Raw genomic sequence first — 21,321 nt, 5'->3', positions numbered from 1 at the left:
TCGGGCAAGCCTTTCCCAAGACTTGGCGGACGTTGCTGGGTCGATTATGGGCGGGATATGGATATTCTGCCAACATCAACCGCTGCATCAAGCGCCGCCCAGATCACGCATCGGCTGGCGCTCTATGATATGGACCGCACGATAACGAAAACAGGAACTTATAGTGGTTTTCTGTTATTTGTGGCGCGCCGCCGCCAACCGTGGCGGCTGGCGTTGCTGCCGGTGGTTGCCTTGGCAGGCTTGGCGTATTGCCTGAAATTGCTCGATCGATCGGCGTTAAAAGCGGTTAATTTGCGTTTGCTGGTTGGAAAAAAGTTTCGCCGCGCGGATATTGGTCCCTTGGCGGAACAATATGCGGACCATGTCGTGCGCCATGGTTTGCACGACGCCGCATTGGCGCAAATCGCCAAAGATCAAGCCGCCGGATATCGGGTGGTGCTGGCGACGGCCAGTTTCCGTTTATATGTCGACGCCATTGCGCGGCGTTTGGGCATTCAGGATGTTCTGGCGACCGAACTAGAAGATTGGGACGCGGGGGAGCATGTTCATGCGCGGCTGCGCGGGGATAATTGCTATGGCGATGCGAAATTTGCGCGCATCACACAATGGCTAGCTGCCAATCAGATTGTACGGGAAAACACCCATATTCGCGCATATTCTGACCATGTGTCCGACCATCCCATGCTGGGTTTTGCCGATGAAGCGGTGGCGACCACACCGTCGCGCGCATTGCGCGAAATGGCACCCTTGCACGGGTGGCAGGTGGTGGATTGGCGGGCCGCCAAGGCCCCGCGCCATGGCATGAATATTCAGCAGAATGCCAGTGAAGGGACAGGTGAAAAGCCCGACTAGACCAGTTCATTTCCGCAGGGCAGGGGGGCCGCGGATTTGCGCGGCTTCTTGGGCGTGGTCGCTTTTGTGTTTGGTGCCAAAAATGCCATAATTTCATCGGCGCATTGCTGTGCCTTGGTAAAGGGGAATAAGTGGCCGCCCGATATTTTAACATGGCGATGCGCTTGCACAAGATTTGCCAGATCATCGCTATAGCTGGATGGGACCACATGGTCCTTTGTTGCCGACAGGACCAATATGGGTCGCTCGACGAGGTTCGGAATCAGTCCGTCATTATTCCATCCCGTCATCGCTAGGCTTTGATAGGTAAAGCCCAAGGGACTGGTGGCGGGCATTTTAAGGGTGCTGATCGCCCCGCTGACAACATCGCGGTCAAATATGGCGCCCCAGCCGATGTCGGCGGCGCTGAAGCGTCCGGTCGTGCCCATCAGAACCAAGCGGGCGACACGGTCGGAAAATTGGGCGGTCAGTTGCTGGGCCAAAGCGCCGCCCCAGCTAAATCCTGCTACGTCCAATTGATGATGGCCCAATTGATCGGCAACATCCATGACCGCGCTGGCCATGCTAGATGCGCTATAGGGCCAAAAACAATCGGGTGAGCCGCCCGTGCCGGGCATGTCCAGCGTCCAAACCTCGCGGTTCGTAATGCGCCGCAGCAAAGGAGCCGCAGCGTCGGCGTCAGCGCCCAGCCCATTGAGGAATAATAAAGGCGTGCTGCCAGCACCAACATGCCAGCGGGTGATGCGGAACGTCATGCCGCGCGCCGACAGACGCTGATGTTCGGGGAGTATCCGGTCCCCATGGTCTGCGTGCGGTGGGTGGGCATGGTCGCGCGTCATGCGGCCCATGTGCCACATCTGGGCGCGCGGGGAAAGCAAAGCGGCTGAGAATAAGTGCGATTAGGCAAGATTTTGCAGGTTTAGCACGTCTAGCAACGCATGGCGGGCCCGGCGGACTTGCTCCATCAATGCAGGCGATGACAGGTCATCGGGGCTGATTTCCTGCGGCCAATGGGTTGAAATGATCCCTTCTATTTGGCTCAGTACCTTGTCATTGGCGATGAAACGCGGGTCAACGGTCCTAGGGTCCGCAACCACGCGCAGGCGCAAACAGGCGGGACCGCCGCCATTGGCCATGGATTGCCGCACATCGACGGGAAGCAAGCGAGTGATCGGACTGCCTTGTTGGACATGGCGCTGCAACCATGACCAGACGGCGCGATTTTCTTGCGCTTCGGTTGGTAGCACCAGACCCATTCCCGCTTCGGGCAAGCTGACCAACTGGGCATTGAACAAATAGGATGAAATGGCATCTTGCAAGCTGACATCGGCGGCGGGAACCGTGATGATCTGCACATCGGGAAAGGCGTCACGGATTTTTTGATAGGCCAATGTGGGGTTTTGAAAGGCCCGTTCATGGGTGAACAGCACCTGTTCATTGGCCACGGCGACGACATCATTGTGAAAAGCGCCCGCTGCAATGGCTTCGTCAGATTGGCGGATTAACAGTGTTTTATCGGGGTTCAGGCCATGGTTGCGGGCGATGGCCTTGCTGGCTTCGATGCTTTGGCGGGCCGGAAAACGACCAGCGAGCACGCCATAAACAAAGATTTCCACGCCAGCCTGATCATGGGCGCTGCACAGGCGCATATGGTTGGCCGCGCCCTCGTCGCCAAAGGGGGCGGGGATGGGGGCATGCACCACAAAGTTGGGGTTAGCAAAGGCGCATTGCAATTGGCGCAACGTGCCCTGCCATTCATGGCTGCGGTGCGGCATGGTCAGCAAATTGGCGGCCGTCAGATGGCATTTGCCGTCTAGCGTATCGGATGCAGGCGACACGGTCGCGGCATTGGCCGCCCACATCGAGGATGCGGAATAGGCCTGAGCACGAATATGCGCATCGGCATGCATTATGTTGGTGCCCAGCATGGCGAGCCATGATGTATCGGGCCGGTCGAGCGGAACAAAAAAGCCTTGGGCCAAGCCCAGCGCCATATTGCGGCGCATTTTTTCCACGCCTTGGAGGGCCGCAGCGCGGGGTTGGGCGATTTGCCCCGCGTTGCGCGCCGACGCAATATTGCCGGGGCTGAGGCCTGCATAATTGTGGGTGGGGCCAATGATGCCGTCAAAGTTAATTTCTTGGATCATCGCCGTCACCGTTCCACCCATGTCAATTCGTCGCCAATGCCAACGCCCAGCAAATCCGCAACGCTTTGGTCGATTTCGCCTGCGTCATTGATGGTGCCAAAGCAGCAGCGGAAATTGGCCAATTCCCCCGCTGCAATCAGCGCCTCTGTGCCATTTTGCGCCTTGTTGGGCGGCGCAATGGCGGACAGGGGGGTGCGTTTGGCATGGGCGATGCTGGCGACCTGATCGGTGCGGGCTGTCATGGTGGGACCGCCATCGAAAATGTCGATATAATGATCGAAGCTAAACCCTTCATTTTCCAACATGCGCATGGCGGCGCGGCCGGTGGGGTGGGGCACACCAATCACGCTGCGCGCGCTGTCTTGCAGCATGGCAATATAAACAGGGTGTTTGGGCATCAGGTCGGCGATAAATTGATTGCCGTGCATGGCGTTAAATTGGTCGGCTTCTTGGAAGCTCATCCCGAAAAATTTGCCAGCCACCCCGTCCCAAAAGGGGGAACTGCCAGCTTCGTCGATGACCCCACGCAATTCGGCCAAAATCCGGTCGCAAAAGCGGTTGCGGTGGCCCGCGATAAACAAATAGCGCGACCGTGATAGCAGCAAGCCTAGCCCGCCAGCCCGCGCGGCGGGGTGCAGGAACAAGCCGCCCACTTCGCTGCATCCGTTCAAATCATTGCTGAGCATCAGCACCTTGGCTTGAAAGGTGCGGCCCAATTGTTCGCTATGTTTGCTGTCTGTGCCAATGCGATAGGAATAAAATGGCCAGCGTTCGCCGACCTTGCCGAATATTTGGCAGGTGCCCCATGTTTCGCCGGTCGCGCTATCTTCCAAAATCATCAGATAAAGTTGATCGCTTGGTTCGTCGCTATGATGGTGAAAGCCCGCCTCGGCACGGTCCAGCTTTGCCCGCAGCGCCTTTTTATCCGGCGGCAAATTGGTAAATCCGCCGCCCGTGCGCTTGGCCATTTCATACAGGCTTTGCAGGTCATCAGCGCGCGCCGCGCGTATCACATAAGTCAAACACATCCCCTTTCAATTAATCGTAACATGCTGAGCGCCGACAATTGGGCGCGTTCCACCAAGGATGAGGTGATCAGAAACTCGTCGCTGGAATGAATGGCCCCGCCACGCGGCCCCATGGTGTCAATGACCGGAATGCCGCAGGCCGCAATATTATTGCCATCGCACACGCCGCCCGTCGCCTTCCACGTCAGGGATAGGCCCAAATCTTGGCCGCTATCGCGCACCAATTCGAACAGGCGCAGCGCCTTTTTATCCAGCATTTTTGGCGGGCGGTTAAATCCGCCGTGACAATGGGCATGAACGTCATGGTCGCGCTCCACAGCCGCGATGATGTCGGCCAAGGCGCGCTGGGCATGATGCATGGCGTCGGGGTGGGCCGGACGCATATTAACCCGCAAAATGGCCAAATCGGGCACCACATTATTGGGGCCGCCGCCGTCTATGCGCGCAACATTCACGCTGAGGTCGGGGGATTTTAGCGCGGTAAGACGCAAAGCCAAATCCGCCGCCGCGACCATGGCATTGCGTCCATCATCGGGGTTGCGCCCCGCATGGGCGGCGCGGCCATGCAGGGTGACAGAGAAATTGCCGCTGCCCGGTCTCGCCCCCGCCAAGCCGCCATCGGGCAGGCTGGGTTCATAGGTAAAGGCCGCCATTTTCCCCGCCGCGCATTGGGCGATGAGCCGCGCCGACGCATGGCTGCCGGTTTCTTCGTCGCTGTTAATCAGCACATCATAGCCAATATGCGCTGCCATCGGGGATGCCTCTATGGCTTGTAGGGCCGCGAAAATGACCGCCAGCCCCGCTTTCATATCAGCTGTGCCGGGGCCGTTCAGAATGTCTGTGTCCAACCATTGGCAGCGTTGGAACATATGGTCTGCGCCAAAGACGGTGTCCATATGGCCGGTCAGCAGCAATTGCGCGGGCGCATCGGGGCGCACGCTCAGCAGCATATGTTCGCCGCGCATGATGGTCTGCGTCTGGCCATTGGCGTCGACCATTTCCACCGGATCGGGGGGCAATAGGCGCAGCGAGCCTGGTAAGGCGGAAAACACATCGGCCAATTTGTGCGCCATCGCAGCGAGGCCGGATAAATTGCCAGTGCCGCTGTTGATCGCCGCCCAATCCAGCACATGGGCTAGCATCGGCGCTTGTTCGATTCCCTCGATCAGCCCTTGTTCGGTCTTGCTTAGCATCACCTCACTATATCCGCTTTCTGGATGATGGCGAGGGGGGATGTCACAGGCGCATGTGGCCGCCGAACAGATGGAAAAGGCACGGATAAAAGGCTGGATCGGCCATGCCGTTTTGCCCCAAGATGCGCTGTCGCAGCGGTGCGATGGTACAACAGGGGCAGGAAAAGGGCAGAGGATGGCGGAAGAAAGGGGCCGTAGGGATGGCCTTGGCGCGGTAAATTGCCAATGAATGCAATTGCGTTTGCGGGCGGTTCGCGGCATAGGGCCAGAACCCTTTCCTCCCCAGGACCATGCATCGCGCATTGAAAAGGGTGAAAATATGACTGACTTTCTTGACCGGCACGGACTGTCCGTTGATTCGCGTCTGACAAGCTTCATTGAACAGCAAGCCATAGTGGGAACGGGGCTGGACGTTGACCGGTTTTGGTCAGATTTTGCCAATATATTACATCGTTTTTCGCCGGAAAATGCGGCGTTGCTGGCCAAGCGCGAATCGTTGCAGGCGCAAATTGATGCATGGCATCAGGCGCGGGACGGACAAGGCATTGAATTTGCGGACTATCGCGATTTCTTGACGGGCATCGGTTATTTGGTGCCGGAACCGGACAGTTTTTCTATCACCACCGCCAATGTGGACGCGGAAATTGCGACTATGGCGGGACCGCAATTGGTGGTGCCCGCACTGAATGCGCGTTTTGCCCTGAACGCCGCCAATGCGCGCTGGGGCAGCTTGTATGACGCGCTTTATGGCACCGATGCGCTGGACGCCGATCCCGCCAAGGCTGGCGGATATGATGCGGTGCGCGGCGCAGCGGTCATTGCGCGGGCCAAGGCCTTTTTGGACGAAGCCCTGCCACTGTCCGGCCAAAGCTGGACCGATTGGACGGGCGGAGACTTGCCCTTGGTAGACGCATCGCAATTGGTCGGACGGCGTGATGGCGGCTTGCTGCTGCGTCATAATGGCTTGCACATTGAGATATTGATTGATCCCGCCAGCGCGATTGGCAGCAGCGATCCCGCCGGTATCGCCGACGTGATTTTGGAAGCGGCGCTGACCACGATCATCGATTTGGAAGACAGTGTGGCCGCCGTCGACGGCGAAGATAAGGTGCTGGGCTACGCCAATTGGCTGGGCCTGATGCGCGGCGATTTGACCGAAAGTTTTGACAAGGGTGGCAAGACCGTCACCCGCGCCATGCACGCCGACCGTCAATGGCTTGGCAGTGATGGTTCGCCCATGACTTTGCATGGCCGCAGCGTGATGTTCGTGCGCAATGTTGGGCATTTGATGACGACGCCGATGATCCGTCTGGCGGATGGCAGCGAGGCACCCGAAGGCCTGTGTGATGCGGTCATTACCAGCCTATGTTCGCTACATGACCTTAAGGGACTTGGCAGCCTGAAGAACAGCCGCGAAGGCAGCATTTATATCGTTAAGCCCAAGCAACATGGGCCGGAGGAATGCGCCTTTACCGACCGCCTGTTCGATGCGGTCGAAGATATGCTGGGGCTGGCGCGTTATACCATCAAGGTCGGCGTGATGGACGAAGAGCGCCGCACCAGTGCCAATTTGGCGGCCTGTATCCATGCCGTGAAAAACCGTCTGGCCTTTATTAACACTGGTTTCTTGGACCGCACGGGTGATGAAATTCACACGTCGATGCGGGCGGGGCCGATGGTGCCCAAGGGTGAGATGAAGGGTAGCGATTGGATCGCCGCTTATGAAGATCGCAACGTGCGAATTGGTTTGGCTTGCGGCCTGTCGGGCAAGGCGCAAATCGGTAAGGGCATGTGGGCGATGCCCGATTTGATGAAAGCGATGCTGGAGGCCAAAATCGGCCATCCGAAAAGCGGCGCGAACACCGCATGGGTGCCATCGCCCACCGCCGCGACGCTGCATGCGCTGCATTATCACGCGGTGGATGTGTTCGCGCGGCAAAAAGAATTGGCGGTGAAGTCCGCGCCCGGTTTGGCCCCGCTGTTGAACGTGCCATTAGCGCGTGGCCGCAATTGGAGCCAAGGCGAAATTACCCGCGAATTGGACAATAATTGCCAAGGCATTTTGGGATATGTGGTGCGCTGGATTGACCAAGGCATTGGTTGTTCCAAGGTTCCGGACATCGACGATGTCGGCTTGATGGAAGACCGCGCGACGCTGCGTATTTCCAGCCAAGCCTTGGCCAATTGGCTGCTGCACGGCATTTGCACCGAGGAACAGGTGGATGCTGCCTTGGCGCGCATGGCCGAAAAGGTGGACGAACAAAATGCCAGCGACCCGCTCTATGAAAAGCTGACGCCGGACGGCATCGCTTATCAAGCGGCGCGGGCGCTGATTTTTGAAGGGGTCAGCCAGCCGTCGGGTTATACCGAGCCGTTGCTGCACAAATATCGTCAGGCCAAAAAAGCGGCCTGACCTTCATAGCGCCGAATATTTCCTTCGCGCGAAATCAGGGCTAGGTCATAGCCCTGATTTTGTTGCGGGATAGGCGGACCATGAAAATTGCGGTGCTGACATTGGACGGGTTCAATGAATTGGACAGCTTTGTCGCCGCCGCGATTTTGGGCCGGATGCGGGGGGCGGGATGGTCTGCCGCCATCACATCGCCCAGCGCGCGGGTCACATCGATGAACGGCCTGACGGTCGAGCGGCAACAGCCAATGTCCTTTGTGCATCAGGCGGACGCCGTGATACTCGGCAGCGGAATTTACACGCGCGAATTTGCCGCTGACCCTTCATTTTTGGCGCAGCTCGACCTTGACCCATCACGGCAGATCATTGCCGCGCAATGTTCGGGCACCTTGCTATTGGCGAAATTAGGCCTGTTGGGGACGGTTCCTGCTTGCACCGATTTAGGGTCAGGACCTAGGTATTTCACGCTCGAGGCGTCGAAATGGCAAAGATATTAGGTTCGGGTGGACGCAGAGGGTAGCATCGCTACTCGCAAGGACGCACGGGCCTGAGATCGAAGCCATTTCGACGTCCGGTAGGGATTTGACCGATATGCCCCATGGCTTCGTCGAAAATCCTTGAAATATTATCATATTCCTTCGGCTTTCCCCCTCGCCCTGCGACATATCGCCTCAAACCTCGAACGCGAAATACCTAGGTCCTGACCCTGACCACCAAGCCGTGGGTGCAGGATGCGGGCGTTGAGGTGATTGACGCGCCATTTGTCGCGCATGGCAATATTGCCACGGCGGGTGGATGTATGGCGTCTGTGTATCTGGCGGCTTGGGTGATGGGGCGCTTGGGCGGTGAAGATAATATGCGGGAGGCCCTGCATTATGTTGCACCCGTTGGGGAAAAGGCGGCTTATGTCGACCATGCCCTGTCCGTGGTGCGGCCTTTTTGGCCCTAGTCGCCTGCGCCGCAATCAGCCCTTCGACAAAAGGGGTGAAAGCCGTTAAAGGGCGGCGATTATGACCTATACCGTTGCTGCCCTTTATCATTTCGCGTCGTTCGACGATCATGCTGCGCTGCGCCAGCCTTTGCTGGATTTATGCACCGACCAAGGCATTAAAGGCACGTTATTGCTGGCCGCCGAGGGGGTGAATGGCACCATCGCGGGGTCGGACATGGGGATTGCGGCGGTGATTGACCGTATCCGCGCTTTGCCGGGCTGTGATGGATTAGAAGTGAAATATTCCGCCGCCAAAGACATGCCGTTCCAGCGCATGAAGGTGCGGCTGAAGAAAGAGATTGTGACCATGAAGGTCGATGGTCTGGACCCTGCAAAACATGCGGGACATTATGTTCAGCCACAAGATTGGAACGATTTTATCGATGACCCCAACACGGTGGTGATCGACACGCGCAATGATTTTGAGGTGGATTATGGCACATTTGATGGTGCCATCGACCCCAAGACGCGCAGTTTCGGCGAATTTCCGCAGTGGTGGGCGGACCATGCCGATGAATTTGACGGCAAGCGTATCGCGATGTTTTGCACGGGCGGCATTCGCTGTGAAAAATCGACGGCCTTTTTGCGGTCGCAGGGTGTCGAGGATGTTTACCATCTGAAGGGCGGCATTTTAAATTATCTGGAAAAAATGCCGCCGGACGATACGCGCTGGCGTGGCGGATGCTTTGTGTTCGATGAACGGGTCAGCATTGGCCATGGCTTGGTGGAACTGGGCGATGTGCGGACGGAAAGCGACGAAGGTGACAAGGCCGAATAGCTTAGCCTAACCCCGGACGGGGGCTATTCGCTATAGGTCCGCCGTGCTGGGCATCATGCGGGCCGTGCCATATTCCACCCAGCCAAAGGGGCGCGGCGTTTTGGGCATATAATGGGCGCCCAATCTGTCCACCGCGAAACCCGCTTGTTCATAGGCGGCGCTGATCGGCCGGCTGAGGTGGCAATTGCCCGCCATGCGTTTCCAGACCGGTTCGATGCGGCGTTGCCATTTGGCGGGCGCAATATCCGGCGCGGCACCATGTTCCAGAAAATAGGCGCGCCCATGGGGACGCAAAACCCGCCGGATTTCGGATAACACCGCCGCTGGGTCGTCCACCGAACAAAGGGTGAAGGTGGTCACCACACTGTCAAAGCTGTGGTTGCCAAAGGGCATGGATTCGCCGCGCCCCAATATGATGCGCGGCGATACCCCCTTGCCGTGCAGGCCGTGACGCTGGGCGGCTTGTTCGCTCATCGTCAGCAATTGGGGGGAGGGGTCAAGGCCTGTAAAACTGGTGATGTGCGGCCAGTTGTAAAATTCCATATTAATCCCGCCGCCGCAGCCCAGTTCCAGCACATCGCCGCTGGCCAAGGGCACGATTTTGCTGCGACTTTTCATAATTTGGCCTTGGGAACAGGCGCATCGGATCAGGCGCGGCACCATATGACGGTCCCACCAACTGGGGCGGGATGCAGTGGCGGCTTGGGTCCCTTGGTCCATTTCATTGCGGCTTTGCGGCATAAGAAATTCTCCTCCCCCTTGGCGCGCAGCCTGTCCCTTGCTAGCGCAATTGGCAACACCCATTTATGCCCTGCCCACACAGGGCCTTGTTGCACATTCTAAAGGACCATCATGCCCACCACATATCATACGAAAATGCTGATTTTGGGCTCTGGCCCTGCTGGATTGTCGGCGGCGATTTATGCGGCCCGTGCTGGCATGACGCCGATTGTGGTGCAGGGACTGCAACCCGGTGGGCAATTGACGATTACCACCGATGTCGAAAATTACCCCGGTTTTGCCGAGGTTATCCAAGGCCCATGGTTGATGGAGCAAATGACCGCGCAAGCCACCCATGTCGGCGCGTCGATGGTCTGGGATATGATCGCGGATGTCGATTTGACCCAGCGTCCCTTCAAACTGACCGGCGATGGCGGCGATATTTATATGGCGGACACGCTGGTCATCGCGACCGGCGCGCAGGCCAAATGGCTGGGCGTGGACGGCGAACAGGAATTGGGTGGCAAGGGCGTTTCCGCCTGTGCCACCTGCGATGGCTTTTTCTATCGCGGCAAAAAAGTGGTGGTGATTGGCGGCGGCAACACCGCAGTCGAAGAAGCCCTATATTTGACCAACCATAGCGATGACGTGACCTTGATCCACCGCCGCGACAGCTTGCGTAGCGAAAAGATTTTGCAGGACCGTTTGCTGGCAAACCCCAAGATCAAGGTGTTGTGGAACAAGGCCGTTGAACGTTTTGTTGGCGGCGAAGGTGCAGCCGGATTGGTTGGCGTAGATTTGGTGGACACGGTGACGGGCGAAAAGAGCCATGAACCGACCGACGGCGGCTTTGTCGCCATTGGCCACAGCCCCGCGACCGAATTGTTCAAGGGCAAATTGCCGCTGGACGCTGATGGTTATTTGGAGGTGATCCCTGGCACGTCGCGCACGGCGGTGGCGGGTGTGTTCGCGGCCGGTGATGTGACCGACAAACATTATCGTCAGGCCATTACGGCGGCGGGCATGGGCTGTATGGCCGCCTTGGATGCCGAGCGTTTCTTGGCAGAAGCAGAATTTGAAGCGGCCAAGGCCCAGTAAGATTATAAATATTTTCACGAAAAAGGGGGCCGTTTTGCGGTCCCCTTTTTTCATCGGCGTTGTGAAATGGCGGCTGTTTGCGCTTTATTCGCCGCGTTTGTTCGCCACAAAGGCCAGCAAATTGCCGAAACTTTCAAAAATTTCGCCATCGACGTCGTCATCGTCAATTTGAATGTGAAATTCATCCTCTAGGCCGGTCAGCACAGCGGCGACGGCCATCGAATCAAATTCCGGCAATTCGCCGAACAAACCGCTATCCGGCCCAAGGGCGAGGGCGCGTTCCGGCGTCAGTCCCAGAATATTTGCCAGAAAATCGCGCAATTCCACGTCCAGCGATGCAGAAGCAGAATCGGTCATAAGCTTATCCTTTTGACGTGCGGATACGTAATTTGACGCAGCGCAGCATGGTCTTTCTTTCCCCATGCCGTGCTGAGCGGCGCTTGAAAAGTCCGGATTTGCCATTCCTATTATAGCATAGTGCCATCTTTATGATTTGCATAAGGCGCTGCGCCTATTATCGAGCCTGACAGCCATGATGAATATGCAGATATGACAAAGCGAGGGACAGGCATCGCATTTTGTCCGCTGGACCATCTGACAAGATGCGGGGCGGCGGACGCACCCGCTTTGCGGTTTGGCGCAGAGGTGATCAGCTATGGCGCGATGGATCAGCAGGTCGGACGTTTGGCGGCGTGGCTGGCCCAGCAAGTGGGCGGCAAGGGCGAACGTGTCGCGACATGGAGCGCGAAGAACCGCCTGACCTGCCTGATGCCGCTGGCTGCAGCGCGTGCTGGATTGGTGCATGTGCCGATCAATCCTTTGTTGAAGGGTGCGCAGGCCCGCCATATTTTGCAAGACAGCGGCGCGGCGTTGCTGATCGCCAATGCGGGGCGCATCGCGGCGTTGTCCGATGGACAGGGCGGCGATGCCACTGGGCCGGATGAACTCGGTTTTGACATTGCGGAGCTGAAATCGCTGGACGCGGTGATGGACGGTGATGGGCAGGGATTGCCGCCATCGGATGCGCGGGCAGATGATCTGGCTGCCTTATTATATACCAGCGGGTCCACCGGACGCCCCAAGGGGGTGATGCTGAGCCACGCCAATTTATGGCTCGGCGCGCAAAGCGTGGCGCAATATTTGAAATTGAGCAGCGACGACCGCGTGCTGGCGGTGTTGCCGTTCAGCTTTGATTATGGGCAGAATCAATTGCTGTCCGCATTTTATGCGGGGGCGAGTGTGGCCCCGCTCGATTATCTGACCCCGCGTGACATAATGAAGGCGGTCGTGCGGCACGACATCAGCATCTTGGCGGGGGTTCCCCCCTTGTGGGTGCAACTGGTTGAAGCCGAATGGCCCCAGGATGCGGCGACGCGGCTGAAATGTTTGACCAACAGTGGCGGCGCGCTGACACCCGCGTTAATCCATGCCATGCGCGAAACCTTCGCCGACGCTGATATCGTGCCCATGTATGGCCTGACCGAAGCCTTTCGTTCGACCTATTTGCCGCCCGATTTGGTGGTCCAGCATCCGACATCGATGGGCCGCGCCATTCCCCATGCCGAAATATTGGTGTGTCGCGCCGATGGCAGCCTGTGCGACGATGACGAAGTTGGGGAATTGGTGCATTGCGGCCCCTTGGTCGCGCAAGGATATTGGCAAGATAGCGAGCGCACAGCCCAGCGTTTTCGCCACGCGCCATCGGCGTCACAATATGGCGGCGTGGCGGTATGGTCGGGTGATCAAGTGCGGCGGGACGCGGCGGGCTTGCTCTATTTCGTGGGGCGCGATGATGCGATGATCAAGACATCGGGTAACCGTGTCAGCCCCACAGAGGTGGAAGAAGCGGCGCAAAGCGTGGCCACTGTCCTAGAGGCTGTGGCCTTTGGCGTGCCTGACGACCGACTGGGGGCGGCCATTATTTTGATGGTGCGCGGAAAAGCGGGGCGCGGCAGCGCGGAGGACCAAGCCGAATTAATGGCCCATTTGCGCCAGACCTTGCCCAATTTTATGCAGCCCCAACATATCGTCTGGCGCGATAACTTACCCCGCAACCCCAATGGCAAATTAGACCGCACGCAAATTGCGAGCGAGTGGCAGGCATAGAGTCATGAAAGCATTTGGACCCATTCCCGCTGATTTTGTCGCTGATCCACAGCAAATGTTGCTGATCGGTGGTCAGCGGGTCGATATTCTGGCTGATCAGGCAGGCGATACGCCTTTATTCCTATATGATAGCGCGATGCTGACCGCGCGGGCGGCCGAATGGCGCGCCGCTTTCCCGCCAGAAGTGCAGCTTCATTATGCGATGAAGGCCAATCCCTTCGCGCCGTTGCTGGCCCATATGGCGTTCATCGTCGATGGTTTTGACGTGGCATCGGGCGGCGAGATGGCGGCGGCTTTGGCGGCGGGCGTGGCGGCGGAGCATATCAGCTTTGCGGGTCCGGGAAAGCGCGAACGGGAATTGGAGGCCGCGATTGCGGCGGGTGTGACGCTGAATGTCGAATCGGCGGGCGAGGCGGAACGGGCCTTGGCGATTTCGGCCAATCTCGGCATGCAGGCCAAGCTAGCGGTGCGGGTTAACCCTGGTTTCGACCTGAAGGGGTCGGGCATGAAGATGGGCGGCGGGGCCAAGCCTTTTGGCGTTGATGCGGCGATGGTGCCGGACTTGGTTCGCGAAATTTTGGCGGCGGGCGCGGATTGGCGCGGTTTTCATATTTTCGCTGGGTCGCAGGCCTTGGGGGCCGAAGCTATTGCCGACACACAGGCGCAGACCATGGCTTTGGCCGCCGATCTGGCCAGCGACATTGGCGAGGCGCCGCCGCTGGTAAATTTGGGTGGCGGCTTGGGTGTGCCCTATTTTTCCGGCGACAGCGCCGTGGATATTCGCTTGGTTGGGGCGCGTTTGGCCGATCAATTGGCCGCGCGGCCCCGCATTTTGCGGGGCAGCCGCTTTGCGATGGAATTGGGGCGCTGGTTGGTTGCCGAAGCGGGCATTTATGTGACCCGTATCGTCGATCGCAAGACCAGCCACGGCGACATATTTTTGGTAACGGATGGCGGCTTGCATCATCAATTGGCGGCCAGTGGGAATTTCGGCACGGTCATTCGGCGGAATTATCCGATTGCGGTTGCGGGAAAATTTGGGGCTGAGCCGCAAGAAGTTGTGTCGGTGGTTGGATGTTTATGCACGCCATTGGACCGATTGGGTGATCAGGTGCATTTGCCCACCGCCGATGTGGGGGATTTGATCGTGCTGTTTCAGGCGGGGGCTTATGGTGCCTCGGCCAGCCCCGCGCAATTTTTGGGGCAGGGGGCTGCATCAGAATATTTGGTGTAGGCGTGCCGAAAAACGCCTAAGATTATCTTCACCCTTTTTTCCTAGGGTGGCTGGTTCATGGGGAAGCTGAAGCCAAAATGGCGCAGCATAGGCACGGGCATGTCGCGATGTATGACCAATTTTACGGCTTTACTGGTCGTCCGTTCCAACTGACCGCCGACCCCCATTATTATTTTGAAAGCGCAACGCACCGCAAGGCCATGTCCTATTTGGAATATGGGCTGGCGCAGGGGGAGGGGATCATATTGATCACCGGCGATGCGGGCATGGGGAAAACCGCGCTGGCTGGCCATTTGATGGAAAGTCTTGAGCAGCTTTTGGCCGAACAAAATCATTGTCATGGGGTGCAATTGACGATTCCTGACCAAGGAGCCGATGATTTTTTGATGGTGGCGGCTGAGGAGTTTGGGCTGGCCTATCAAGCCGAAGAGCAGGAAATATTGCTGCGCGGCATCGAGATATATTTGCGCGGGGAATTGCGGGCTGGTCGCCGGACCGTGTTGATCATCGATGATGCCCAAAATCTGAGCATCGCCGCGCTGGAACAATTGTTGTTATTGGCTGCGTTGCAGCAAGACGGGCAACAATTGATGCAGATTTTTCTGATTGGCCAACCCGAATTTCGCCAGATTTTGTTTCACAGCCCGTCGTTGGATGCGCTGCGCCAGCGGGTGATTGCGACCCATCATCTGGAACCGATGGAAGCCGATGAATTGGAACCTTATATTTTCCATCGGCTGGCTAAGGTGGGGTGGAATGGCAACCCCATTATCGCGGCCGACGCATTTGCCGAAATCTTTACGCACAGCAAGGGCATTCCACGGCTTGTCAACCGCCTGTTCAGCCGCATTTTGTTGCACGGCGCCTTGGAAGAAGTGACGCGGATCAGCGCGCAGACCGTGCGGGATGTCGTGTCGGAATTGTCGGGGGACAGGGATGAAGCGGGCACAGCCAGCCCTGCCCAAGCCGGTGATGCCAGCCTTGCTACGGTGGCGACGAAATTGGCGGCGAAAGTGGCGGCCCAGCCTAGCGGGGCAAAGCCTGTGGACCCATCAGTCCCCAAGAAAGACGCGGGTCAGCCCAGCGCGTCCACGGTCAAAGATTCGCCCGCCATGATCGCCACGGCGGAATATGTGATGTTGCAGCACCGCGTCGCCAAATTGGAAGCGCGGCTCAGCGAGCAAGATATGGCGATGCGCCAGATGATTGAACTGTTGATTCAATGGGTGGACCAACAGGACCAAGATGCGGAAATATTATTCCCCGACCAAATGGCCCCACGCGCCGCGGCGGAGTAACGACAGCAATAAGGCGCGTGTAACGCAGGACATGGTTTTGCCGCACAAGGCCCATGTTCATTTTCGCCATGTGGGAACGCATAGGCCCCGCCACGTGTAGAAGCGTGGAGCAGGGCGCAGAAGATTGCTGACCTGACCGGAATTAAGGGCTAAGCTTGTCAGCAGATATGTGTGGAATTGCTGGAATTTATCATCTTCAGACGGCCAAGCCCGTTGATCCGGCGCGCTTGCGCGTCATGCTGAATGCGATGCCATATCGCGGGGATCATCATGGCGAATGGACGTCTGCGGGCGTCGGACTGGGGATTGTGTCGCACGAGGATGGGGCCGCCGCTGCGCAGATGGGCGATGGTCCCGCGCTCGCGCAGCCCTTGCCAGCGCAACCGCTCTCCAGTGATGACGAGGCCGCCACCATCATATTTGACGGAATATTGTTCAACGCGTCGGAATTACGTGCCGAGCTGGACGGGCGCGGCCATCGTTTTTTGGCGCGGAGCGATGCGGAACTGGTGCTGGCGGCGTGGCGGCAGTGGGGCGTGGATGCGCTGGCGCGTTTGAACGGATTATTTGCGTTGGCCATCCATGACCACAGCCGTGGCTGTGTGTTTTTGGCCCGCGACCGTATGGGCGCAAGGCCGCTCCATTATGCGCCATTATCGGATGGGTCCGTGGCCTTTGCGTCCGAATTAAAAGCCTTGCTGCGTCACCCTTTGCTGGGGCGGGAAGCCAATTTAACGGCGGTCGAGGATTATCTGGCTTTGGGCTATGTCCCTGACGATAATTGTTTGGTGGCTGGCGTGCATAAATTGGCGGCTGGCCATTATATGCTGTTGCAGCGCGGCGACCCCAGCGCCGCGCCAATTTGCTGGTGGCGGCCCGATTTTTCCCGCCGTGTCAAAGCGAGCGAGAAAGAGGTCGCAGAATATCTGGCCTATTTGCTGCGCGTGGTGGTGCGGGATTATGCATCGGTTCAACCGATGACGGGACTATATCTGTCGGGCGGCATGGACAGCGGCGGCTTGGCGGCTGTCATGGCGGAATCGAGCAAGCGCGCGATCAAAAGCATGACCATCGGGTCGGGCGAACGCGAATGGGATGAACGAGCAGCGGCGCGGGCCTTGGCCCACCGTTTTGCGGGCGACCATCATGACATGGCGGCGCCCAGCGCGACTTTGGCGATGGTCGATGATATCGCGGACCGCTTTGATGAACCTTGTTCGGATCTGGATATTCCCATTTTGATGGCGCTTGGCCGTGACAGCTTGTCGTTGTTTTCGGCGGCTTTGGTCGGGCACGGCGCGGATGAAATTTTTGCCGGAACGCGCCGCATGATGTTCCATCATCAAGAAGAAAGGCTGCGCGAAAGCCTGCCCTCCTTTGTACGGCGCGGTGTTTTGGGGCCGCTGGCCCGCGCCTTGCCGCGTTGGGATTGGGCACCGTCCAGTGCCCGATTGCGCGCCCGCATGACCAGCTTGGGGCAAAGCGGTACACAGGCTTATGCACGGGCTGTGGCCCGCACAGGGCCCGCGCGGCGGGTGCGGGTGTTTCACGACGGCGCGGTGCGCGCCTTGGGCCACCATATTGGCGAGGGACGATATTGGCGGGCGATGGCCAGCGCCAAATGCCGTGAGCCCTTGGACCGCGCACAATTTGCGGAATGGCAGATCGCGCTGCCCAGCCAGATGATGTCCAAGTTGGACCGGTTGGGCGGAGCGGATCAGCCGATGATCTTGGCCCCCTTTATGGATTATCGTTTGGCCGAATTTGTCGCCAGCCTGCCCGCGTCTATGCGTGTCGGGAAATTGGGCGGCAAACATGTGTTGAAACAGGCGCTGGGCAAATATTTGCCCAAGGCGGTGCTGGAACAACCGCGTATCAAGCCAGAAATTCCGGTATCGCTGTGGTTTCGGGGAAGCTGGGCCAGCGAGGCCCAGCGGTTGGCGACATCGGAAATCATGTCGCGGACGGGCTGGTTTGATATGGCCGAAATTGGCACCATGGTGGCTGCGCATCAGGCAGGCAGCGAAGATCATGGTCATTTGCTGTGGCAATTGCTGTTGCTGGAGCGGGCGCTCGGCCGGTTTATGGGGTGATCAGCAGCGCGCAAATAGCGACTGGGAAATGGTTCATCATGATGGGCTGTGGGGGGTGATCGGGCGGGGGCAGGGGGTATATTTCCCGTTTGACCAGCCGAATGCGACTGATCGCTTTCATTTTGCGCCAATTGGCGCTATGGGCGCCCATCCTTCATGTAAAGGCCTGAGCTAGGGCCGCAGAGGTGAAATGGCGAAAGAAGAATTACTCGAAATGCGCGGCCAAGTGGTCGAGCTGTTGCCCAACGCGATGTTTCGCGTTCGGTTGGAAAATGACCATGAAATCTTGGGTCATACGGCTGGCAAGATGCGCAAGAACCGCATCCGTGTTCTGGTGGGCGACGAAGTGCTCGTGGAACTGACGCCTTATGACCTGACCAAGGGTCGGATCACTTATCGTTTCAAGTGATTGGTCGTGTGACGTGACAGGCGCTAACCTTCCTATAGACTTGGTTTTGGCGTCGACGTCGCCGCGCCGACTGGAATTGCTAGCACGCATCGGCCTTGTGCCGTCGCGTGTTGCAGCCCCCGAAATTGACGAATCACCCCTGAAGGGTGAATTGCCCCGCGACTATGTGGGCCGGTTGGCGCGCAGCAAAGCGGAAGCGACGACGCGCGCACCACATGAAGTGGTGTTGGCGGGGGATACCACGGTGGCGGTTGGCCGCCGTATTTTGGAAAAGCCCGCTGACGAAGCCGATCTGCGCCGCATGTTGACGCTGTTGTCGGGGCGGCGGCACCATGTTTATTCGGGCATTTGCGTGATTGGCAGTGATGGCAAGCCGCGCGTGCGCGTGGTGGACACGGTGGTGGCGTTTAAATTGCTGACTGCTGCAGAAATCGACGCTTATGTCGCCAGCGGCGAAGGCATGGGCAAAGCGGGCGGCTATGCCATTCAAGGACGGGCAGAGGCCTTTGTCCGCTTTTTATCGGGCAGCCACAGCAATGTCGTCGGCTTGCCTTTGTATGAAACCCGAACTTTACTGACCAGCGCGGGCATCGCGCTTGGCTGAATGGCTGTATGAGGCGGGCATTGGTGAAAACCGTGCTGCTCTGATCGACGGCGACACGCTGCGCGCTGTGCGGCTTGAACGTCCGCTAGACGGCCTGTCCCATGGCACCATCGCCGAAGCGCGGTTGGTAGAGCCCAAACTGGTGGAATTAACCACTGATGGCGGCAAACAGCTCGCCAGCCTGCAAGGCCGTGCGCCTGTGCCCTTGGGCGGGCGATTCTTGGCCGAAGTGGGGCGAATGGCGATGAAGGAGCGCGGGCGGCACAAATTGGCCCGTGTCCGCTGCGCCGCAGACGGCGCAGTTGTGCAAAAAGGTCCAAGCCTGCTCGATCGCATTTCAGCAACCCAGCATCCCATCACGATGTTGTCGGCGCTCACCCCCAGCGAAGATCGGTTGGAAGCCGCAGGCTGGACCGAGATGGTCGAGCGGGCGCAGCGCGGCTATTGGGAATTTGACGGTGGGGCGCTGTGGATCGACCCCACGCCGGCGATGACCATGATCGACATTGACGGAGAGGGAGAGGGGCAGGCCTTGGCCCGTACGGGTTGCCACGCGGTGATTGCGGCCATAGAGGCGTTCGACATTGGCGGCCCCATTGGCATCGACTTCCCCAGCCTTGCAGGCCGTGCCCAGCGGTTGGAGGTGGACGCCTTGGTTGATGAATTGCTCGCGCTGCCCTTTGAACGTACGGCGACCAATGGCTATGGCTTTATGCAAATCATCCGCCGCCGTGACCGCCCCAATTTTATCGAACAAATTCGCTATGACGCGGTGGCAAGCGACGCGGCCTTGTTGCTGCGCCGCGCCCAGCGCACGGGCGGGACAGGGACGCTAACCCTGACGTCGCGGGCGTCCGTGATCGATTGGATCGCGGCGCATCCCGACTGGACCGCCCAATTGCAACAATTTTGCGGGCGCAGCGTCCAATTGATGGTGGACCCCAGCATGAAAGGAATGGGCCATGCCCAATAAATTGGTTTCAAAATCGGGCAGTTGCCCTTTGTGCCGGAAACCCCGCGTCGAGGAGTTTAAGCCATTTTGCAGCCGAGGCTGCCGCGATCGTGATTTGCTGTCATGGTTTGGCGAGGGTTACCGTGTGCCTGTTGTGCAGGCCCCAGATGGCGGAATGGATGGGGATCGGCTGGAAGATCAGTAAGAATTTCATCTTTCTGCAAAAAAGGTTCTAGACAGGTGAAAATGTGCCACCTATAGGGCCTTCACCGCAGCGGCAAACAACGCCGCTGACCGGATGCCCGGGTAGCTCAGTTGGTAGAGCATGCGACTGAAAATCGCAGTGTCGGCGGTTCGATCCCGTCCCCGGGCACCACTTGTTCTGATTAGAACATCTCAACTGGTAGCACATCAAAAATAACTTGGTCATGCAACAGCAGCAATTGATTTGCGATTTTCAACTGTCGCTGGACAAAGATTCGGACCTCCATCCTTTTGCACGGTGGTTCAAGGGATAGGCTGGGTAGGCGCATAGATGTCTGCTTCGAATCCAAAAGCTCTATCACCGCGCTTGATTTTCATCCTGATGCCATGTTGGCAAGAGCGCCCGAGAGGCGAAAGGCAGCGGCACATCCCCCGCAATATGAGAATATTTAGCAGCGACGTTCCGAGATTCACGTGAATATATCGTCATTGGGAGCGCCTCCGGCGCAGATGGTCGCCGCGCGGCGGCGGGTTTTTTTGGCCGAAAAGGGGGCTGGATGGACGTCACGCGCCTTAGTCCCGCTCGAACGGGCCGCAACCCGCTTTGCGGGTCCTCCACTTCGTTTCGGTCCTGCGGATGCAGCCCGTCCGGTCATGCGGGCCAATCGGCTCCTTCCTGCCGCCCACCCAGCCCCTTTCTGTCCGGTTGCGTTGGTTTGAAGGAGAAGCGATATGGTAAAGAATATGTTGGAACGGCGGTGCTGCTATGTTGGGGTAAGGAGTGGGATCGTCCCTCAGTTTGAACAAGCATCGGATTGCCTCTTGGGGTCTAGTGGAAAAGCGGCATGACCGGCTGGGTCAAAGTAGAGCGGCGCAAACTGCGCCGCTATGAGCGCGCTGCCAAACGGATGAGTGAGGCCGACCGTCAAATCTTCCTCGGTCATATCGTTGATGATCTTTCTTATCGGGAGCTCGCGGCAAAGTTTGGGATCAGGACCGAAGAGGTGGAGCGCTCGCTATGCCGCAGCTTAGCGATTGGACTTGTACCGGTTTTGCGCCGGTCACCTATCTCATTATGCCACCTGGGCTTCGAACGCGAGTGGGCTAATGCCGCCGAGATACGAATGGCGACGACGGGTGTTGTAGAAGCCGTTGATGTACTGGAAGATGGCAGCTTCCGCTTGACGCCGCGTTGGCCAACTTT

General features: G+C 58.3%; 20 protein-coding genes, 1 tRNA gene and 2 pseudogenes. 16 read left to right on the top strand and 7 right to left on the bottom strand.

The genetic code is table 11. The annotated features are described in order from the left end of the window. The first annotated feature begins 57 nt into the window (after window positions 1-57). Window positions 58-852, top strand: a complete 795-nt coding sequence (locus LKO31_RS08225; protein ID WP_227689813.1) for an HAD family hydrolase — start codon at window positions 58-60, stop codon at window positions 850-852. Here the strand turns inward: LKO31_RS08225 and LKO31_RS08220 are convergent. From LKO31_RS08220 to LKO31_RS08205, 4 genes are read right to left on the bottom strand one after another with little or no spacing between them, the layout of a single operon-like run. Continuing rightward, on the bottom strand, window positions 849-1,691 hold the full coding sequence (locus LKO31_RS08220; RefSeq protein WP_227689812.1) for an alpha/beta fold hydrolase: 843 nt from the start codon (window positions 1,689-1,691) through the stop codon (window positions 849-851). The two genes, LKO31_RS08225 and LKO31_RS08220, sit on opposite strands and share 4 nt — an antisense overlap. Before the next feature lie 60 nt (window positions 1,692-1,751). Beyond that, on the bottom strand, window positions 1,752-2,999 hold the full coding sequence (locus tag LKO31_RS08215) for an N-succinylarginine dihydrolase (RefSeq protein WP_227690580.1): 1,248 nt from the start codon (window positions 2,997-2,999) through the stop codon (window positions 1,752-1,754). A 5-nt stretch (window positions 3,000-3,004) separates the two neighbouring features. Beyond that, window positions 3,005-4,021, bottom strand: coding sequence for an arginine N-succinyltransferase (locus LKO31_RS08210; RefSeq protein ID WP_227689811.1), 1,017 nt, complete (start codon window positions 4,019-4,021; stop codon window positions 3,005-3,007). After that, window positions 4,018-5,220, bottom strand: a complete 1,203-nt coding sequence (locus tag LKO31_RS08205) for a hydrolase (protein ID WP_227689810.1) — start codon at window positions 5,218-5,220, stop codon at window positions 4,018-4,020. The genes LKO31_RS08210 and LKO31_RS08205 overlap by 4 nt, the downstream gene beginning before the upstream one ends. A 319-nt stretch (window positions 5,221-5,539) precedes the next feature. Here LKO31_RS08205 and LKO31_RS08200 point away from each other — a divergent pair, with 319 nt between their 5' ends. From LKO31_RS08200 to trhO, 4 genes and pseudogenes are all read left to right on the top strand, one after another. Continuing rightward, window positions 5,540-7,633, top strand: coding sequence for a malate synthase G (locus LKO31_RS08200; protein ID WP_227689809.1), 2,094 nt, complete (start codon window positions 5,540-5,542; stop codon window positions 7,631-7,633). Window positions 7,634-7,713: 80 nt separating this feature from the next. Beyond that, a pseudogene (locus tag LKO31_RS08195) lies at window positions 7,714-8,085 on the top strand (AraC family transcriptional regulator); the annotation flags it as partial. Window positions 8,086-8,375: 290 nt separating this feature from the next. Next, window positions 8,376-8,579, top strand: coding sequence for a hypothetical protein (locus tag LKO31_RS08190; protein ID WP_407699263.1), 204 nt, complete (start codon window positions 8,376-8,378; stop codon window positions 8,577-8,579). Between the two features lie 61 nt (window positions 8,580-8,640). Next, a complete protein-coding gene (gene trhO / locus LKO31_RS08185; protein WP_227689808.1) occupies window positions 8,641-9,399 on the top strand; it encodes an oxygen-dependent tRNA uridine(34) hydroxylase TrhO in 759 nt (252 codons plus the stop codon). 30 nt (window positions 9,400-9,429) lie between these two features. Here trhO and LKO31_RS08180 read toward each other — a convergent pair whose 3' ends face one another. Next, complete coding sequence (locus LKO31_RS08180) at window positions 9,430-10,140, bottom strand: class I SAM-dependent methyltransferase (protein WP_227689807.1); 711 nt, start codon at window positions 10,138-10,140, stop codon at window positions 9,430-9,432. A 111-nt stretch (window positions 10,141-10,251) separates the two neighbouring features. On the opposite strand from LKO31_RS08180, the gene trxB reads away from it, so the two are divergent. Then, complete coding sequence (gene trxB / locus LKO31_RS08175) at window positions 10,252-11,217, top strand: thioredoxin-disulfide reductase (protein ID WP_227689806.1); 966 nt, start codon at window positions 10,252-10,254, stop codon at window positions 11,215-11,217. Window positions 11,218-11,301: 84 nt separating this feature from the next. On the opposite strand, the gene LKO31_RS08170 is transcribed toward trxB, so the two are convergent. After that, complete coding sequence (locus LKO31_RS08170) at window positions 11,302-11,574, bottom strand: acyl carrier protein (protein ID WP_227689805.1); 273 nt, start codon at window positions 11,572-11,574, stop codon at window positions 11,302-11,304. 192 nt (window positions 11,575-11,766) lie between these two features. Between LKO31_RS08170 and LKO31_RS08165 the strand changes: the two genes are divergently transcribed. From LKO31_RS08165 to LKO31_RS15080, 10 genes and pseudogenes are all read left to right on the top strand, one after another. Then, the gene (locus LKO31_RS08165; RefSeq protein ID WP_227689804.1) at window positions 11,767-13,323 is read left to right on the top strand and encodes an acyl-CoA ligase (AMP-forming), exosortase A system-associated; all 1,557 of its coding nucleotides are present in this window, start codon (window positions 11,767-11,769) and stop codon (window positions 13,321-13,323) included. A 4-nt stretch (window positions 13,324-13,327) separates the two neighbouring features. Further along, entirely contained in the window at window positions 13,328-14,557 is a 1,230-nt protein-coding gene (locus LKO31_RS08160; protein WP_227689803.1) for a pyridoxal-dependent decarboxylase, exosortase A system-associated, read from the top strand. A gap of 77 nt (window positions 14,558-14,634) precedes the next feature. Then, the gene (locus tag LKO31_RS08155; protein WP_227689802.1) at window positions 14,635-15,855 is read left to right on the top strand and encodes an ExeA family protein; all 1,221 of its coding nucleotides are present in this window, start codon (window positions 14,635-14,637) and stop codon (window positions 15,853-15,855) included. Window positions 15,856-16,010: 155 nt separating this feature from the next. Beyond that, complete coding sequence (locus LKO31_RS08150) at window positions 16,011-17,948, top strand: asparagine synthetase B family protein (RefSeq protein ID WP_227689801.1); 1,938 nt, start codon at window positions 16,011-16,013, stop codon at window positions 17,946-17,948. Between the two features lie 190 nt (window positions 17,949-18,138). Then, window positions 18,139-18,357 carry a translation initiation factor IF-1 gene (gene infA / locus LKO31_RS08145; RefSeq protein ID WP_003049127.1) on the top strand — a complete coding sequence of 73 codons (219 nt, stop codon included), beginning with the start codon at window positions 18,139-18,141 and terminating at the stop codon, window positions 18,355-18,357. A gap of 34 nt (window positions 18,358-18,391) precedes the next feature. Further along, window positions 18,392-18,961, top strand: a complete 570-nt coding sequence (locus LKO31_RS08140; protein WP_227690579.1) for a Maf family protein — start codon at window positions 18,392-18,394, stop codon at window positions 18,959-18,961. Then, a complete protein-coding gene (locus LKO31_RS08135) occupies window positions 18,954-19,934 on the top strand; it encodes an Rne/Rng family ribonuclease (RefSeq protein ID WP_227689800.1) in 981 nt (326 codons plus the stop codon). Before LKO31_RS08140 ends, LKO31_RS08135 begins: the two co-directional genes overlap by 8 nt. Continuing rightward, window positions 19,924-20,118, top strand: a complete 195-nt coding sequence (locus tag LKO31_RS08130; RefSeq protein WP_227689799.1) for a DNA gyrase inhibitor YacG — start codon at window positions 19,924-19,926, stop codon at window positions 20,116-20,118. Before LKO31_RS08135 ends, LKO31_RS08130 begins: the two co-directional genes overlap by 11 nt. 95 nt (window positions 20,119-20,213) lie before the next feature. Continuing rightward, window positions 20,214-20,289: transfer RNA gene (locus LKO31_RS08125), tRNA-Phe, on the top strand. Window positions 20,290-20,962: 673 nt separating this feature from the next. Then, window positions 20,963-21,088 (top strand): annotated as a pseudogene (locus LKO31_RS15080) (hypothetical protein); the annotation flags it as partial. Window positions 21,089-21,190: 102 nt separating this feature from the next. Here the strand turns inward: LKO31_RS15080 and LKO31_RS08115 are convergent. Next, a partial coding sequence (locus LKO31_RS08115) for an IS3 family transposase (protein ID WP_227690578.1) occupies window positions 21,191-21,321 on the bottom strand: 131 nt, incomplete at its 5' end.

Source organism: Sphingopyxis yananensis (genome assembly GCF_020687785.1).
In the GTDB taxonomy this organism is placed as follows: Bacteria; Pseudomonadota; Alphaproteobacteria; order Sphingomonadales; family Sphingomonadaceae; genus Sphingopyxis; species Sphingopyxis yananensis.
Note: the sequence above shows the minus strand (reverse complement) of the source record. Positions and strands in the feature narration are given on the sequence as shown.